Consider the following 16803-nt stretch of genomic DNA (forward strand, 5'->3'; position numbering starts at 1 on the left):
ACTAAGTTGTCTGAATATAAAATGTAGACAAACTTTTCAATACCTTACGATAATATCTTATTACAACTTTCTAAATAAGTAAATAATAAGAAACTTATAGATTATCATAAGTTTTCTTTATGTTTCTAAATTTGAATAGTGTTCATGTTCCTTATGAATACTATTACCATAAAGTAAAGTGCTCTATTAGCGCTTTCTTTACAGTTCATACATACTATGAACTGCTCATCATGCAACTTACAAAAAAAGTTATAGAGGTGAAATAAAATGGGTAAAAGAAAAGCAAATCATACTATTTCAGGAATGAATGCGGCATCTGCACAAGGACAAGGTGCTGGTTATAACGAAGAGTTTGCAAATGAAAACTTAACTGCTGCAGAACGACAAAATAATAAGAAACGCAAAAAGAACCAGTAACGAAAAATCCCAAAAGGAGCATTCACCTTTTGGGATTTTTTCTAATGTTTATAACGTAACAATTCCGAAACCGTTACAAATCGATAGCCCTGCTTTTTCAGTTCAGGTAAAATTTTTGCTAGCGCTGCTACTGTTTGACTACGATTATTTCCACCATCATGTAACAATACAATATCACCACTTTTTGCATTTTTCACTACATGATTTACAATGGATTCAACCCCTGGATTTGCCCAATCACGTGGATCTTGATGCCACGACCATAGAACAGTTTGATAACCAGCTTCTTTCGCTGTTTTAAATACAGCATCGTTAATATATCCACCCGGTGGACGGAATAGCAAAGGTTCTTTCACCCATTTTTCGAAAAATTTCTTTCCATCTAAAATATCATTTTCTAATTTTTCATCTGATGAATTACTCGCATACAAATGATTCATCGTATGATTTCCAATTTCATGTCCCTCTTTTAACACTTGTTTCACTAAATATGGATTACGCTGAACCCGAAATCCAATCATAAAAAATGTCGCTTCTGCTTTATATTGACGTAATAAATTTAAAATTTGTGGTGTATAAGTTGGATCCGGTCCATCATCAAATGTAATAGCAATAATCTTTTCATTATTAGGTACTTCCCATGTTACATAGCCAGTTGGTTCTAGCTCTTTTCTGAGCAACATTTTCGCTTCCACTTTTTCAACTTGAAATATATGTACTGCGCATAATAAAGAAAAAACGAGTAGAAAAATTTTCTGTTTTAGCATAATATTCGTTAAAGTAATGAGGTTGTCGAATACACAACAACCTCATTTACTTTTCTAATTGATCTACATGCTGCATAATATTTTGAAGGTTATTTTCGTATTGCTCAAGTTGTGGGCGTTGTGTTTCTGAAGCTACTTCTAGTGCATTTTGAATTTGTTCATACGCTTCCTGAACCTCTTGGCGTAATTCTTTTAAATCATGACCGTAGTTTGGATCATTTTTTACAATGTTGTTAAATGCATTTTCTGCTTGTGTAACACCTTGCTGAGCTGCTTGAAACGCTTGTTGTTTATCTTTATGATATGGCATTATATAATCCCCTTTCCATAATAGTTAGTCCCATTTATCTTTACCTTTTTTTCTAAAAACATTCTCGTATAAATTTGCAAACTTCTCTCATTCTAAAGAGGAAGAGGAGGTGTCACATACAATGGGAAAAAACAATCGTGAAGCGAAAGAAAAAAAAGGACAACCTGAACCATTAAGCGGATCTCATAAAGTAAAAAACCGTAACCATTCACGCCAAAAACATCATGCGCATCATGATATGTAAAACAAAAAGTGCACACTAGCTATCTTTTCCACATACAATGTTTATATTTTTCCATTTATTCTTCACCCCTACTTCATTCATGCATAACATAGTATGAATTGAGATTTCACGGAGGGTGTCTTACATGGGCAAGAAAAAGAAGGATTGTCTTTTTCATGTTGATGGTTTCGAAGAATGGATGGATCAATTTTGTTCTGACTCTTGTAGTAACTTTAGTTTCCCAAATCAAATTCATATTGACCTTTGCGAAACGGAACAAGAATACATTTTGGAAACAGATGTACCAAATGTAACTGAACAAAATGTAGTCATTAAAAAGATGAAGACAGGCCTAACCATTTGCATACTTCATAATAATATTTCTTTACAGCGGATCATTCCTTTACCCGATAATATTATTTATAAGAAGATGCTAGCCTGCTTAGAAAATGGATATTTAGCCATTCATATTTCCAAAAATGAAGTTGCTGATAAGCATGAAAAGAAAGTTCTTTTTTCAAATTAAGAGTTAATATAATACACACTAAGCCCCAGTTGGTTACTGGGGCTTATGTTATTTCGCATGCATTTCTATATTAGAATTTCTATCATATCTTTTTTTCGATAAACCTTTTGTAACTAAAAGCACAGGAAATGCCACAGTTGAAAATATAGCTAGTGCTGAAAATATTGCAAACCCATTTTGGTACCCGTAGTAATCGAGAAGTACTCCTCCAAACCACGGACCTATTACTGCTCCAATTCCCGAAAAACCCATCGCACCGAAGTATGTTCCTTTTAGATGCGCAACAGCAATATCATCAATAAATACATCCGTCATTGAAAACATTAAGACTTCTCCAATTGTAAAAATAATTGTACAGACGGCAGCACCTAGCATAGATTCTACTACTCCAAATCCAAACAATCCTCCGCTCACAAATAAAGTTCCAACCATAATGGATGCTAATGGTGTGTATTTTTTGCACATTTGAATAACAGGGTATTGGATAATCACTACAACAATTGCATTTAAAGCGAGCATATATGAGAATAGCTTCACTCCATCCTCAAATATATGTGCATTTGCAAAATATTGAGATACTGTCGTCGTTAAATGTGAAAAACCGCAATTACTCAAAATAATACCGACTAAAGCAACTAAAAATACTATATCTTTTCGCAATATACGCATTGCATTTAACATTGTAACAGGTTTTTCTGTACTCACTTTCTTTTTTTCCATTGGATACTTCTTAAATTGGAACGCTAATATAGCTGTATATAGAATATATACCCCAGCTGCTACTAAAAAAGGAATTGTTGATTTTGCACTTCCAATCTGTAATCCAACAATTGGTCCAATAGCAACTCCAACATTTATTGCACCGTATCGTAAGTTATAGACGAGTAACCGATACTCAGGCTTTGTTAAATCTGATAATAATGCTCTTGATGTTGGCTCAAAAAACGACCTACATAATCCATTTAAAGCGTTTAATAAAAAGAAACTTAAAACATGATCCGCAAGTGAAAAACCTATAAACACAAAAATCCAAACGATCATGGACCAGAGCATAATCGTTTTCCGGCCAAATCGATCTGATAAATTCCCTCCGATAAAACTAGCAAAAACACCAACAAGTGCACTCGTTCCGATAATAGCACCAGTCATTCCAGCTGATACACCTTTAACAGTCGTTAAATAAATCGCTAAAAAAGGGATACTCATTGAAGTTGCAAACCTAGTAAACAATGTCCCTAAAATAATACTCATTCCAAGCGGATGAATATGCTGTAACTTCCCCTTCATCGTTAAACCTACTCTCTCTATTTTCACAAAAAAAGAAAGCAAAGGATCTGCTTTCTTTTCCTTTTTCTATACTTGAGCTGTTGATACCCGAGTTGTTCTCGTTATGTCCATATCAATTCCATATGTGAACTGTAATTCTTTACACACATCTTTAATTAAGATTGCGACATTATACTTTTCATTAAATTGTAAAACTATGTTTTCTACTTCTTCATATGTATACTTATATTCCCCTGTAATGACACTTTTTAGATCAAAGCATTCGTTAATACAAAGTTGTACAAGTAGCTGGTCATATTTCTCTATTACATCTTCTTTCTTCCAAAGTAACTCTTTTACATATAATCGATCAAACTTCACACTTTCTCGATTACAATCCGTTAAAATCCGGGTCATTTCGTTTAATTCTCGATATAATTCGGAAATATTTCTACTTAAACTAAGCAGTTTATCTACGCCGTTTTCATATAACATATTCATTCCACCCCCGCATTTTCTTTTTCTTATTATAGCAAGAAAATTCTAAAAATAGTTTCTTTCTTCTGAAATATTAGGAAACTAATTTCAATTGCTTTACAATGAAACTAGTTAATGCGAGAGGAGAAAGAAAATTGGAGCACAAATTATATTACACTGACGCTTATAAGCAAGACTTTACTACTAAAATTATAAAGCAAGATTATGATAAAGACGGTAACTTATACGTTGTTTTGAATGAAACAGCATTTTATCCGACAGGTGGCGGACAACCATATGATACTGGTACATTAAATGATATCAATGTAATCAATGTAGAAGAGATAAACGGAGAAATTCGTCATTACATTGCAGAACAATTACATACAGAAGACGTAGAAGGTAAAATCAATTGGGAGCGCCGTTTTGATCATATGCAGCAACATGCGGCTCAGCACATTTTATCTGCTGCCTTTTGGGACCATTTTAACATGCCTACAATTGGATTCCATCTTGGTAAAGAAACAGTAACAATTGATTTAGAAACAGAAAATCTTCATGCAGAAACGGTTGAAAAAGCAATACAAATTGCAAACAAAATTGTTTTTGAAAACCATCCAATCCGCATCCAGTGGATGAACTTAGAAGAAGCGAAAACGTTGCCCCTTCGTAAAGAACCGACTATGACACAAAATATACGCGTTGTTATGATCGAAAACTTTGATTATAACGGCTGTGGCGGAACACACCCGAAACGTACTGGTGAAGTAGGTCCTATTCAAGTTCTTAGCTGGGAACGCAATAAAGGTGGCATACGACTAACGTTTATCGCTGGCTGGCGCACACTTAAATTAATAGGGCAGCAACAACAAATTATGAAGAATGTCTCCAAACAATTAAACAGTAGCGAAACTGATATTCCAACAAAAGTGGCGCAACTGCTTACTTCTCAAAAAGAAAACGAAAAAGCAATACAAACAATGAATGAAAAATTATTATTTGCAGAGGCAAATGAACTACTTCAACACCCTACGGAAATACATGCCGGCATACTTATTTCTAAAGTATTTACAAATCGTTCTATGCAAGAAATCGCAAAGCTTTCCGCTATTATTACAGAACAACAAGAGCATGCAATTACGTATTTCGTCATCGAAAATGATGACAAACTACAATGTATTCTCGCTTGCGGAAAATCAGTATCACTCGATATGAATGCTCTTTTAAAAGACGCTCTTCCTACACTCGAAGGAAAAGGTGGCGGAAATAAGAAGAGTGCTCGCGGTGGCGGGAAAGCAATTATGAGCGGAGATGAATTTTTAAATCAGCTTGTTTCTTCTTTACAGTCAGCAGTTTAAAACATGTTATGAAGGATAGCGAACGGCTATCCTTCCCCTATATTTACAGACCTATATTTTGTTTCAAACCTTGATAACTCCCTGCATTTACAAAACCTTCACTTATAAGATTGATAAAAGTTTCCGAAAAACCATAATGACTTAAATCTTTAATCGGCACCATTTGCACATCATGAATTGGATTATGATCAAACTCGTTAGAAGGTAGCATAATTTCACCTTCAATCCTTTTAAGCAAAAACGTTATATGTAATAAAGACGGGCGAGCATCTGGTTTATCACAAACATAGAGTAGCTTCTGAATGTTAACTTCTAACCCTGTCTCTTCTCTCATTTCTCGAATCATTGCTTCCTCTAACGTTTCGCCATTCTCTGCTCTTCCTCCAGGTAAAGACCAATTTCGATTAGCCACTTTTTGCTTTACTAGCAATACCTTTTCATCTTCAATTAAAATTCCTGTAACACGAACTTGCATTACATTTTCCATATGCAATCTCCTCTTCCCATTATATTTACAAATTAACCCTTCCATAAAAAGAACATATGTTTTATAATTGAAGGAAATTATGGAAGAAAGTAGTTGTTACATTCATGCGTCCACCTTTAACAAAGTCTATATCACTTGAAGATTTCCAAAACTATTATTGGTTAAAAGCAGAACTCCAAACATTTTGTCGTGAGAATGGGTTGCCAGCTAGTGGCTCTAAGATCGAAATAACCGATTGTATCTCACATTATTTAACTACTGGTAAAATATTAAAAAACAGCTCTGTTCAAAAGGTGAGTAAAACTTCCCTATCCTATAAAGACCTTTCTCTTCAAACGATTATTACTAACAATCACCGCTGTAGCGAAGATGTTCGTGCTTTTTTCAAAGAAAAAATCGGAACAAACTTTCGCTTTACAGTAGCTCTTCAAAAATTTTTCAAAGAGAATGTTGGAAAAACATATGAAGACGCGATAGCTTTTTGGCATGAAGAAAACGAACGAAAAAAAGACCCTACATACAAAACAACTATCGGTACACAATTTGAATACAATCGCTTTACTCGTGACTTTTTCGAAGATCCAAATAATAAAGGGAAAGCAAAAGCTGATGCGATTGCTGCTTGGAACGAAATGAAAGCGAAGCCTGGTAGCAATATTTATGTTCCTCAAAAAGTAGAAAACTAGTTACCTCGCTAGTCTTCTACTTTCTCAAATAATAGCGCAATCCCTATCCCGCCTCCAATTCCTAATGTAGCAATTCCATATTTCATAGACTCTCTTTGTGCCTGATAAAACAAACGTGTTACAAGCATAGCACCAGATGCACCGTACGGATGACCGAGCGCAATTGCTCCACCATTTACATTTACTTTTTCGTACGGGATTTGTAACTCTTTTGCGCAAGCAACAACCTTTGAAGCAAATGCTTCATTTATTTCAAAATAATCGATGTCCTCTACTTTCATATTCATTTCGTTTAATAATTTGTTCACCGCAAATATCGGACCAGTCCCTGGAAGCTTGGGATCCACTCCCACTACAGCACTACGAACGAAACGAAGGACAGGTTTATAACCTAACTTTCGGGCTTGTCCCTCTTCCATTACAAGAACAGCACATGCCCCATCATTTACACCACATGAATTACCTGCCGTCACTGTTCCATTTTGTAAAAATGCGGGCTTTGTTCTTTTAATGATTCGTTCATAATTCATTTCTGGCTTTATAGATTCATCTAATAATCCATTAAAAGAAAATATTTCATCATGTATATATCCTTTTTCTAACGCTTGCAGTGTCCGCTTATAACTAAGACAAGCATACTCGTCTTGCATTTCTCTCGTTATATTATAACGTTCTGCAACATATTCAGCCGCTACTCCCATGTCAGGATCACCAATTGTTTCAGGTGAAAATCGTGCTCTTTTTTGAAAAGGTGACGTACTTGTACTCTCTACTCCCCCGGCGATATAACACTTACCTGCCCCGCCTTGAATGAGATAACACGCAGTTCGAATTGCTTCTAAACCAGCACCACATTGCCGATCAATCGTTACACCAGGAATATGATAGCCAAGTCCCGCCTCTAAAGCAGATAGTCTCGCAACATTCCCTCCTGGCCCAACAACATTACCTAATATGACATCATCTATTTCCCTCTCAATCCCTTTACTTAAAAACGTAAGAAGCGGCGTTGTTAATTGCTGAACTTCATACTCTTTTAACATCCCATTCTTCTTACCAATAGGTGTTCTTTTCGCCTCTACAATGACTGCTCTATTCATATATTTTCTCCCGGTTTTCAATCATACTTTTTGCTTCCATACGAGCGATTTTCCCACTATTTGTATAAGGTATTCCATCTACAAAATGCCATTCTTTCGGTATTTTAAAAGAGGATAATCTCTGTAAGCAAAAACTCTTTAATTGTTGTTTCGTAGCACTTCCTTTTACGATCGCGACGGGCTTTTCACCCCAGTAACTATCTTTCACACCAATTACAACTATTTCATCAACAGCTGGGTGTTCATGTAATACACTTTCTATTTCTTCTGGATAAATATTGATTCCTCCAAATAAAATCATATTCTTCTCTCTACCAACAATATATATAAAGCCTTCTTCATCTTCATAGCCTACATCTCGCACTGTCATCCAACCTTCTGCATTCAACTCCCGTGTTAAAACCCCATCTATTATGTATCCCATAAAAAACTGATTACTTTTCACATAAACAGTTCCTATTTCACCTTTTTGTACTTCTTCGCCTGCTTCATTACATATTCGAACTTGCACATTATGACAAGGTTTTCCTACTGAATTTGGCCTTCTTTCGCTTTCTGCATCGACTAGTGCTGTTACAAAACTTAACTCTGATGCACCATAAAATTCATATCTTTTCGCATAAGGAAATATATTCTTTATTTTTTCTTTCGCTTCAGCTTCCCATTTCGCTCCTGACGAAATAATTTTCACTTTATTTTCTATTAATCTACTTTCTTTATATAAAGATTCAAGCATTGTCGGAACTGTATACATAACTGATATATTTTCAGTTTCTAACTTATCTAATACTTGATTTGGAAAGAACTTTCTCATAATGTGCACTGTTTGTCCTACATATAATGCACTTATTGCCCCGTATAAGAAAAGAGAATGAACGAGCGTCCCAGCTATTAAAATTGAATCCTCCCTTTTCATATGAAAGTCATGTACATTACAATCAAAACTATGAACCCACGATTGCTGTGCACGTAAAAATGCTTTTGCTGTTCCTGTTGATCCTGATGTAAATCCCATATAAAAAGGAGCATGTTGTACACTTTCTACAGTGGAATATGTAGGAAGATATTTCTCTATCATTCTTTTCCACTCATCAATTTCAATTACTCTTCCTTCTTCATCCAATAGATCATTCACCTTATATCGTTCTGTCACAATCATATCCGGATTACTAATTTCAATTCTTTCTCTGAGCTCATCTTGTTTCCACTTTATATCTAACGGAACACAAACCCACCCGGCCATAGCGGCACCAGAAAATAGTTGTAAAAACTCTATACGATTTTCTAATAGGATTGCTATCGTTTTATTCTTCGATTTTTTTTCATTTAACCAGCTTGCTACTTTACAAACTGATTCAAACCACTCTTTATATGTTAAAACTCTATCATTTTCCTTTATCGCTATTTTATTTGGTTGTAAAGAGGCATGCTTTTTATATTCTTTTGTAATCCCCATATGAGACGTCCTTTCTTTACAATAATAATAAAAAGAAACACGCAATTAACGTGTTTCTTCCCTTTATCATCCCGCATTTGTATATTTTCCATTCTTTAAAGCGGGCGTAATAATATGTTTCAATGAACGATGTAATTTTGTTACGAGAACTGCTGCAATAATTGCTTTTATACAATCCCCTGGTAAAAACACAGCACTCACTTTCATTGTCTCCCATACAGAAACATCCATTAAGAACGCTTGTACAGTAATACCAAATACATAAACTACGAAAATACCACCAATTATATTAATACATAATACTTTTATAATAGAAACTTCACGTAAACGCTCAATTAAATAACCAATAACAAACGCCCCAATGATGTAACCAAGTAAATATCCTGCACTTGGTCCAACAAATACACCAAGGCCACCGCGTCCACCAGCAAGCAATGGTGCTCCAACTCCTACAATAAGTAAGAAAATAAGCTGACTTAACGCACCTAGACGTGATCCTAACAACCCACCCGCAAGCATAACACCGAGTGATTGCAATGTAATTGGAACTGGTGTAATAGAAAGAGCAATCGGAGGTATTAACCCTAACACTCCCATAATAGAACTAAATAAAGCGACAAAAACTAAGTTTTTTGTATTCATATTTGCTTCTCCTATTTGTAAACTTAAAATTTATTTTAGGTAACATATCATAAAAATCATATTATCTTTCCATTCTTCTTTTGTCAACCATTAATGTATTAGAGTTTACAAATAGAAGTTCACTTATTTCTCTCTATGCAAATGCTCCAGTTCTTTCCGAAGCGCCTGTTTTAAAAACTTCCCAACAGATGTTTTCGGTATTTCTTCCATAAAGACAATATCGTCTGGCAACCACCACTTCGCAAACTGTGGTTTTAAAAACTCATATATTTCTTCTTTTGTAACCGTACTATTTTTCTTTTGAACAACGCAGGCAATTGGTCGCTCTTGCCACTGAGGGTGAGGAACTGCAACGACAGCCGCTTCAAATATAGCATCATGTGCCATTAAAGCATTTTCAAGATCGACCGAAGAAATCCATTCTCCCCCGCTTTTAATAACATCCTTCGTACGGTCAACAATTTTCACGCAACCTTCCTCATCCACTGTGACAACATCACCAGTATATAACCATCCATCGCGAAAACCTTCGACAGTACGATCATCGTTATAATAGCTTTCAGCGATCCAAGGTGCTCGTAAACATAGTTCTCCCATCTCCGTACCGTCCCACTTCACTTCACCATTTGTACCGACTACTTTCATCTCTACACCAGGGACAAGATACCCTTGCTTTGATCTAATTTCTAATTGCTCTTCATACGATAATTCTGTTTCATAACTTTTTAAACGTGCAAGTGTTACGAGTGGGCTTGTTTCGGTCATACCATATGCATGGATGAAAGGAACATTGTGTTTCTGTTCAAATGCTTTAATAACACTTTTCGGTGCGGCTGCACCACCACATAGTATTCTCGTCATACTAGATAAATCATAACTATTATTTTCTAACTCTTGTAATACACCGAGCCAAATTGTCGGCACACCGGCAGCTAACGTCACTTTTTCAGATTGGATCATTTCTAATAAAATTTTCGGCGTAAACATCGGTCCTGGAAGAACTTGTTTTGATCCAAACCAAGTAGCAGCGAAAGGAAGTCCCCAAGCATTCACATGGAACATCGGTACAATTGCCATCGCCGCGTCACTTTCCGATAAAGCAGCTGTATCCGCTAAACCGAGTGCCATGCAATGCAGTACAGTACTACGATGCGTATATACAACACCTTTCGGATTTCCTGTAGTCGCTGACGTATAACACATACCAGCTGGTGTATTTTCATCAATATCTTTTACAAATTGGAAATTGGGATCGCCTTCTTCTAATAGCTTTTCATAATGATATACAGGCTTCAGCGTAGTGTTTGGGAGTTCATCTTTATCAGTCATAATAATGTAAGCTTGTACAGTTGATAATTGTGATTGAATATTTTCAACAAGCGGTACGAGATCTTCATCTATAAGTAGAATTCGGTCTTCTGCGTGCTGAATAATGTATGAAATATGTTGAGGAGATAAACGAATATTAATTGTGTGTAAAACGGAAGCAATACCAGGAATAGCAAAATACGCCTCCACATGTCGATGATGATTCCACGCTAACGTTCCTACACGTTCGCCTTCCTTAATCCCAAGCTTTTTTAACGCACTAGAAAGTCTTCTCGTCCTTTCTCCTAGCTGCTTATACGTTAATGTCGTAATGGTATCATGTGTACGAGAAACAATTTCTTTCTTTGAGAATAACTTTTCTGCTCTTTCCATCATAGAACTAATTGTTAGCGGTACATTCATCATCATATTGGTTACATCCCCCTTTAAAGCGTTTTCATTTTTCCGTTTATTATAACAGACTTCCGCAAATGATTACGACATTTTTCTGTATTTTCTGAATTATTTCTTTGGAAATAATTCAGAACGATAAACTATCTACCTTTTTTCTTACTTTCTTTTTCAGTTTAAAAATAAAACGATTACTGTATTCCTTATTTTCTACTAAAATTCGATATATCTCCCATACTCCTAACACACGAACAAAAAGATAAACTCCGATTTGTTGTTATCAAAATAAAAAAACTCCTTGATTCATTTAAAGGAGTTTTTCAATGTAAGATATTTCATTGATTCATATATCCTTCTCTAGATATACAATATCTTTTTGTATCGCGATTCTTACCTTTAATAAACATATCCTTCTGAATTGTATATTTGTACTCCATATTCAAACGTTTCATTAATTTTTCAGATGCTTCATTTTCTGAATCACATCCCGCTTCAATACTATTAAGATGCAACTCATGAAAACCATAGTAGAAAAAAGCTAATGCAGCCTCCGTGGCTAATCCTCTTCCCCAATATTTTCGAGATAAGGCGTATGCAATTTCTGCTGTATGTGTGACCAAATCATATTTTATAAATCCACACATGCCTATAAGTTTTTTCTCCTCTTTTAATACAATTCCAAGAGGTGCTACTTGCCCTTCATTATATTGCCCCACAATTTCTTCTACATAGTTATATGTGTCACATAACGATCGATGAGCATCCCATACAGTAAAAGTTGTCATCTCTTTATCTGTAGCATACTCATATATATGTAAACTATCACTCATATTCATTTTCCTTAACATAAGTCGTTTCGTATACAACGTTGGATATGACCATTTCTCAATGATCATAACGGCTTCTGCTTAAACTTTTCATAATGTCGTACTTTTAATAGAAGGATATTCCCACAATCTGTACAAATATACGCATCCACCGGTGAAGATGTGAACATCGTTTCCTTTTTCCGTATTTGTGCATATCCGACAAACTCACCTTCTCCTATGTTTTGAGAACCACAATTAGAGCATGTCTGCACGGTTTTTTGTTTCATGAGAGCACCACCTTTAATCTGTTTCCACTCCCTTCGACAGCTCACTTCCATTTCCCTTCCAAAAAAACTCTTATTCTCTCACATTTCAACAGGAATCTCAAAACAAAAATCGTATATGTACTATGAAATATATTTATTAACGGAGGAATTTTATGACTACTGTTATGACACTCGATATAGCAACAGAAATTGAAAATGCAGAAATTGACATGCTCTCTTCTAGATTAGAGAGACTACAAACAATAAGCGGAAACCCAATGCAAGTGCAAATGAAAAAATTCGGTAGCGCCACTGCCTTTTCATCAAAAATAATTGCTGGTCCTGCTTTTAATACAGTAAAAGGTATTACAAATGCAGATGCGATTGATGCAATCATTTCTTATTATGAATCACTACAAATCCCTTGTCGTTTTGAAATTACCCCAGCACAAGGTACAACTGAATTATTTCAATACTTATCTCAAAAAGGGTTTTATCAATCTAGCTTCCATACTGCTTTGTATAGTATACCGAGAGAGGGTTCATCACTTCTTCCTTCTAATATTACAATACGAAAACTAAAAGAAAATGAGTTTGATATTTTTGCAGACATTTATGTACGTGGATTTAATATGCCATCCTTTACAAAAGATAGCGTGCGCCAAAATAATGAAATTCTTTACAATGAACCAGGGTGGCATTTTTTCATAGCTGAAGTTCAAAATATCCCTGCTGGTATTGGTGTCCTGTATATAAATAAGGGTGTCGCATCATTAGCTGCTTCTGCTACTTTGCCAGAATTTCAGCGTAAAGGCTGTCATACTGCATTAATTCAAAAACGAATTAAGACAGCTATTGAATCCAATTGTACTTTAATAGTTGGACAAGCAAGGTTCGGTAGCGGCAGTCAAAATAACATGGAACGTGCTCACATGAAAATCGCTTATACAAAATCAATATGGACCGCAAAAGACATATTATAATTTACTTTATTTCTCCTTCCGTTACATTTTTAAACATTTTATGACAATTCCTTTCTATCCTATTAATCATTTGAATATTCAAACTAGATTTGTTACGCTATTACTAGATACATCATTCAACTTGCAATATGAAAAGAGAATTCTAATCAAACTACAAGGAGGAGAAATGTATGACTAAACATGATCATGGTTTAAAAGAAAAAGTAGAAGGTGCCATTGATAAGGTAAAAGGTGAAGTAAAAGAAGTTGTTGGGAAAGTAACTGACAATAAGAAATTACAAGCTGAAGGAAAATGGGATAAGGTGAAAGGCACTGCTAAAGATACAGTTGGTAATGTGAAAGAAAAAGTACATGAATATAAGGAACATAAGAAAGAAAAATAAAAAGAGCCCATCGGCTCTTTTTTTATTTCCCTTCATTTTTTTCTAACACGTATAAATCTTCTTCCATATTCGTTAATTTCTCACTTACAAGCTTTCTTGCATCTCCAATTGCTTGATTGTATGCAAATGGTCCAACTAATTTAATCATTTCTTCTATTAAACGCTCTGCTTGGAAACGCCCAATTTCATCTAGATCTTCTTCCATGAAAAATTGCTGAATTTGCGCTACAAGCTCTTCTTTTTTATCATTTGGTATTTTTATATTCATCATCGTTGTTACTCCTCTATATTTAAGATAATATCTTCCTTAACTCTACCATAGAAAAACGATTACCAGGACAGCTTTTTGTAACTCCTTCTAACTCCCTATGACCTAGTATATTTTCTTTCTTTATAGCAAATTGCTTCATAAACATTTTGCATAAAGAATATAATGCATTCACTTGTGCAGGAGTGGGATCATATTTATCGAAATTTCCCGTCATACATATTCCAATTGTATGACGGTTATGGTCTTTCGCGTGCGCTCCAATATGTAAACCTCGCCCTTCCACTACAGTTCCATCCTTTTCGATAAAATAGTTGTAACCAATTCCGCTCCACCCCCTTACAGTTTGATGAAATTCATGCGTTTTATACACGTCCCATCCATCTTCAGCTGTATGGTGAATAATCAGTTTGTTTACTTTTTCTAAAGGAACTAATTCATCTTGAAATGTTAGATTGACACGTTTAATTTCCATTTGAACTGCCTCCTCTTAAAAATCAATCATAATAATCGTTTTATCATCTGGCCTTATTCTCTTTTCCGCTTCTAGCTCTTCAATAATTGCTATATATTCGTTTATACTATTCTTTCTTATATATGCAACAGTTTGTTCTAATGACCAATCTGGGTGAAATAACCCGTCTGAACAAATAAAAATCCCACTCACTTCATCTGTATGTAATTCACCATGTTGTAAATAATGTATCGCTTCTTTCATTCCATTTGCAACTGAATAACCATTTGGCATATTTGCAAGATAACGATTGTATTTTAACTGTTCTCGAACATCTTGAAAAACATATTCTTCTGGTACAGATAACCCTTTTTTACGATCTTCTTCCCTCTTCTTTTTTGCTCTTTTACTAATTCCTTCAACTGTGTCTTTCGTTAATACTTGCATCGTTCCATTTTGAAAAGTTGCGACAATCATACAGTCCCCAAGCTGCGCATATTCAATTTTCTCACCAACTATTTGGACTGCCGCGATACATGTGCACCACAAATGCTCTTTTTTTCTCGTGTCTACTTCATATTCTAACATTTTGCTTTGCAATGCTTCATTTGCTTTGGCAACTGCAAATTGTAAACTATGATTCTCTCGTAATACAGTAAAATAACTTGCAAATAAATGCGAAGCGATGTATGCTCCATTATGTCCCTTTTCATCACGAAACGGGACAAGTGGTGTTGCACCGTCACATACACCATAAATCTTTTTTTCTTTATTACAAAAATAAGAATCCTCACATTCTTGCTTCAACGGGCTTTTCTGTTGATATGTTTTTATCTTCACAACTGTATCCCCTTTCAAATGATAAAATACTCAAATTCTTTTGATTAATCTAATTTACCTAAATAAACTGTTTTTACCCAAAACTTTCAATATCATATATAATCTTGAAATAATATGAATTTTTCAGTGAAGGACGGGAAAGAAATGGTCAGATTCCTTGGTGTTATTATCGGTTCTATTATTATTGCGGTTGCCTTTAATCTTTTCCTTATCCCCCACAAAATTTTAAGTAGTGGAATTGGCGGAATTGCTATTATTTTAGGGATTGTAACCCCTGTAAACACAGGCATTATTAACTTTGTATTAAACTTACCTATCCTTATTTTAGGGTACATAGGTCTTGGGAAAAAAGTAATTTTTAACACAGTTGTCTCTGTAGTTGTATTATCTGTTGCATTATACTACGTTCCAGTAAAAGTCGTAGCAACAGATCCATTGTTATCTTCTATCTTCGGAGGTGTAATCGCCGGAGCTGGTATTGGTCTTGTTTTTAACTGTAATGGATCCACTGGTGGATTTGATATTATCGGTATGCTTTTATCCCGCAAGCGAGACATTAAACTTGGCGGATTCCTTATTATTTTAAATGCAGTCGTTGTAATAATCGCAGGATTCTTCTTCACCTGGGATGTTGCACTTACAAGCTTACTTTCAATTTATGTAACTGGTAAAGTAATTGATGCTGTTCATACAAAACATCGTAAAGTTACACTTATGATTGTAACAAATGAAGCAGAAAAAATGAAAAAACAACTTCTTTCAACTGTTGTACGTGGAATAACGTTACTTGATGGCGAAGGTGCTTATTCAAGCGAGAAAAAGCGTGTACTTATGACCGTCGTTTCTCGTGAAGAATTAGCAAGTATGAAACTAACAATTTCTGAAATCGACCCGAATGCATTCGTTAATATTACAGAAACTGTAGAAGTGTTAGGACTTTTCAGAAGAAGTTAAAGACTAGGTGGGAATCCACCTAGTCTTTATTTTGCATAAATTCAATTCGGTTTCCAAATGGATCTGACACGTAAAATCGAATTACATCTGGCCGTGCATAATCATCAATCACTTTAACACCTTGCTCTATAAGTGTTTGCTTAAATTCATTAATTTCATTCACATAAAAAGCTGGATGAGCCTTTTTAGCTGGTGTAAAGTTCCGCTCGACACCAATATGGATTTCTTGATTTCCGCATTTAAACCAACATCCACCTCGTTTTTTCAACTCTTCTGGCTTTGGAATTTCTTCCATACCAATCGTATTCCCATAAAAATCACGCGCCTCTTCTTCACACCCTACAGGTGCAGCTACTTGCACGTGATCAATCCCTTGAATATAATTTTTCATTTTCTCTCCCCCTCCTCTACC

23 protein-coding genes and 1 pseudogene are annotated in these 16803 nt (G+C 35.2%); 8 read left to right on the plus strand and 16 right to left on the minus strand.

Translation table 11 applies throughout. From position 1 onward, the window contains the following. The first annotated feature begins 267 nt into the window (after positions 1–267). Complete coding sequence (sspO, locus tag ACTFN4_RS00480) at positions 268–417, plus strand: acid-soluble spore protein SspO (RefSeq protein ID WP_000518051.1); 150 nt, start codon at positions 268–270, stop codon at positions 415–417. Positions 418–458: 41 nt separating this feature from the next. Here sspO and pdaB read toward each other — a convergent pair whose 3' ends face one another. Together pdaB and ACTFN4_RS00490 are read right to left on the minus strand one after the other, a co-directional pair. Further along, on the minus strand, positions 459–1184 hold the full coding sequence (gene pdaB, locus ACTFN4_RS00485) for a polysaccharide deacetylase family sporulation protein PdaB (protein WP_002041622.1): 726 nt from the start codon (positions 1182–1184) through the stop codon (positions 459–461). Positions 1185–1230: 46 nt separating this feature from the next. After that, complete coding sequence (locus ACTFN4_RS00490) at positions 1231–1494, minus strand: hypothetical protein (RefSeq protein WP_001146294.1); 264 nt, start codon at positions 1492–1494, stop codon at positions 1231–1233. Positions 1495–1615: 121 nt separating this feature from the next. Between ACTFN4_RS00490 and ACTFN4_RS00495 the strand changes: the two genes are divergently transcribed. After that, positions 1616–1738 (plus strand): small acid-soluble spore protein P, encoded by a 123-nt coding sequence (locus ACTFN4_RS00495; protein ID WP_000517649.1) that lies wholly within the window; start codon positions 1616–1618, stop codon positions 1736–1738. A 124-nt stretch (positions 1739–1862) separates the two neighbouring features. Next, positions 1863–2243, plus strand: a complete 381-nt coding sequence (locus ACTFN4_RS00500; protein ID WP_000516748.1) for an Hsp20 family protein — start codon at positions 1863–1865, stop codon at positions 2241–2243. Positions 2244–2291: 48 nt separating this feature from the next. On the opposite strand, the gene ACTFN4_RS00505 is transcribed toward ACTFN4_RS00500, so the two are convergent. Together ACTFN4_RS00505 and ACTFN4_RS00510 are read right to left on the minus strand one after the other, a co-directional pair. Next, entirely contained in the window at positions 2292–3530 is a 1239-nt protein-coding gene (locus ACTFN4_RS00505; RefSeq protein ID WP_439962021.1) for an MDR family MFS transporter, read from the minus strand. 66 nt (positions 3531–3596) lie between these two features. Next, positions 3597–4004 (minus strand): hypothetical protein, encoded by a 408-nt coding sequence (locus tag ACTFN4_RS00510; protein ID WP_000965149.1) that lies wholly within the window; start codon positions 4002–4004, stop codon positions 3597–3599. Positions 4005–4141: 137 nt separating this feature from the next. Here ACTFN4_RS00510 and ACTFN4_RS00515 point away from each other — a divergent pair, with 137 nt between their 5' ends. Next, the gene (locus tag ACTFN4_RS00515) at positions 4142–5344 is read left to right on the plus strand and encodes an alanyl-tRNA editing protein (RefSeq protein WP_439962022.1); all 1203 of its coding nucleotides are present in this window, start codon (positions 4142–4144) and stop codon (positions 5342–5344) included. 43 nt (positions 5345–5387) lie between these two features. Here the strand turns inward: ACTFN4_RS00515 and ACTFN4_RS00520 are convergent, their stop codons facing one another. Beyond that, positions 5388–5831: an NUDIX hydrolase gene (locus ACTFN4_RS00520; RefSeq protein ID WP_000432568.1), complete on the minus strand. Its 444-nt coding sequence runs from the start codon at positions 5829–5831 to the stop codon at positions 5388–5390. A 104-nt stretch (positions 5832–5935) separates the two neighbouring features. On the opposite strand from ACTFN4_RS00520, the gene ACTFN4_RS00525 reads away from it, so the two are divergent. Continuing rightward, positions 5936–6517: a DUF6434 domain-containing protein gene (locus ACTFN4_RS00525; RefSeq protein WP_001247747.1), complete on the plus strand. Its 582-nt coding sequence runs from the start codon at positions 5936–5938 to the stop codon at positions 6515–6517. Between the two features lie 8 nt (positions 6518–6525). On the opposite strand, the gene ACTFN4_RS00530 is transcribed toward ACTFN4_RS00525, so the two are convergent. The 7 genes and pseudogenes from ACTFN4_RS00530 to ACTFN4_RS00560 all read right to left on the minus strand — a co-directional run bounded on the left by ACTFN4_RS00530 (position 6526) and on the right by ACTFN4_RS00560 (position 12530). Continuing rightward, complete coding sequence (locus ACTFN4_RS00530; protein ID WP_001078008.1) at positions 6526–7617, minus strand: acetyl-CoA C-acyltransferase; 1092 nt, start codon at positions 7615–7617, stop codon at positions 6526–6528. After that, entirely contained in the window at positions 7610–9073 is a 1464-nt protein-coding gene (locus ACTFN4_RS00535; protein ID WP_439962023.1) for an acyl-CoA synthetase, read from the minus strand. The genes ACTFN4_RS00530 and ACTFN4_RS00535 overlap by 8 nt, the downstream gene beginning before the upstream one ends. Positions 9074–9139: 66 nt before the next feature. Beyond that, entirely contained in the window at positions 9140–9715 is a 576-nt protein-coding gene (locus ACTFN4_RS00540; protein WP_001093334.1) for a biotin transporter BioY, read from the minus strand. A 123-nt stretch (positions 9716–9838) separates the two neighbouring features. Further along, complete coding sequence (locus ACTFN4_RS00545) at positions 9839–11452, minus strand: long-chain fatty acid--CoA ligase (protein ID WP_000980172.1); 1614 nt, start codon at positions 11450–11452, stop codon at positions 9839–9841. A 112-nt stretch (positions 11453–11564) separates the two neighbouring features. Continuing rightward, positions 11565–11705, minus strand: a pseudogene (locus ACTFN4_RS00550) (helix-turn-helix domain-containing protein); the annotation flags it as partial. A gap of 64 nt (positions 11706–11769) precedes the next feature. Beyond that, complete coding sequence (locus ACTFN4_RS00555; RefSeq protein ID WP_439962024.1) at positions 11770–12330, minus strand: GNAT family N-acetyltransferase; 561 nt, start codon at positions 12328–12330, stop codon at positions 11770–11772. Beyond that, positions 12327–12530: a hypothetical protein gene (locus ACTFN4_RS00560; protein WP_000810948.1), complete on the minus strand. Its 204-nt coding sequence runs from the start codon at positions 12528–12530 to the stop codon at positions 12327–12329. The genes ACTFN4_RS00555 and ACTFN4_RS00560 overlap by 4 nt, the downstream gene beginning before the upstream one ends. 152 nt (positions 12531–12682) lie before the next feature. Between ACTFN4_RS00560 and ACTFN4_RS00565 the strand changes: the two genes are divergently transcribed. Together ACTFN4_RS00565 and ACTFN4_RS00570 are read left to right on the plus strand one after the other, a co-directional pair. Continuing rightward, the gene (locus ACTFN4_RS00565; RefSeq protein ID WP_000214343.1) at positions 12683–13492 is read left to right on the plus strand and encodes a GNAT family N-acetyltransferase; all 810 of its coding nucleotides are present in this window, start codon (positions 12683–12685) and stop codon (positions 13490–13492) included. Between the two features lie 170 nt (positions 13493–13662). Then, positions 13663–13875 (plus strand): CsbD family protein, encoded by a 213-nt coding sequence (locus ACTFN4_RS00570; RefSeq protein ID WP_000160410.1) that lies wholly within the window; start codon positions 13663–13665, stop codon positions 13873–13875. A 22-nt stretch (positions 13876–13897) separates the two neighbouring features. Here ACTFN4_RS00570 and ACTFN4_RS00575 read toward each other — a convergent pair whose 3' ends face one another. The 3 genes from ACTFN4_RS00575 to ACTFN4_RS00585 are packed head-to-tail and all read right to left on the minus strand — an operon-like array spanning position 13898 to position 15455. Continuing rightward, entirely contained in the window at positions 13898–14146 is a 249-nt protein-coding gene (locus ACTFN4_RS00575) for a DUF2164 domain-containing protein (protein WP_000981066.1), read from the minus strand. Between the two features lie 19 nt (positions 14147–14165). Beyond that, positions 14166–14618: a peptidoglycan recognition protein family protein gene (locus ACTFN4_RS00580; protein ID WP_000404000.1), complete on the minus strand. Its 453-nt coding sequence runs from the start codon at positions 14616–14618 to the stop codon at positions 14166–14168. Between the two features lie 15 nt (positions 14619–14633). After that, positions 14634–15455, minus strand: a complete 822-nt coding sequence (locus tag ACTFN4_RS00585; RefSeq protein WP_069461620.1) for a protein phosphatase 2C domain-containing protein — start codon at positions 15453–15455, stop codon at positions 14634–14636. 126 nt (positions 15456–15581) lie between these two features. Between ACTFN4_RS00585 and ACTFN4_RS00590 the strand changes: the two genes are divergently transcribed. After that, the gene (locus tag ACTFN4_RS00590) at positions 15582–16391 is read left to right on the plus strand and encodes a YitT family protein (RefSeq protein ID WP_000251344.1); all 810 of its coding nucleotides are present in this window, start codon (positions 15582–15584) and stop codon (positions 16389–16391) included. Between the two features lie 19 nt (positions 16392–16410). Here the strand turns inward: ACTFN4_RS00590 and ACTFN4_RS00595 are convergent, their stop codons facing one another. Further along, a complete protein-coding gene (locus tag ACTFN4_RS00595) occupies positions 16411–16782 on the minus strand; it encodes a VOC family protein (RefSeq protein ID WP_000800772.1) in 372 nt (123 codons plus the stop codon). Positions 16783–16803 lie beyond the last annotated feature (21 nt).

The sequence above is a fragment of the Bacillus cereus group sp. MYBK95-2 genome, assembly GCF_051915225.1.
GTDB classification, from domain to species: Bacteria; Bacillota; Bacilli; order Bacillales; family Bacillaceae_G; genus Bacillus_A; species Bacillus_A cereus.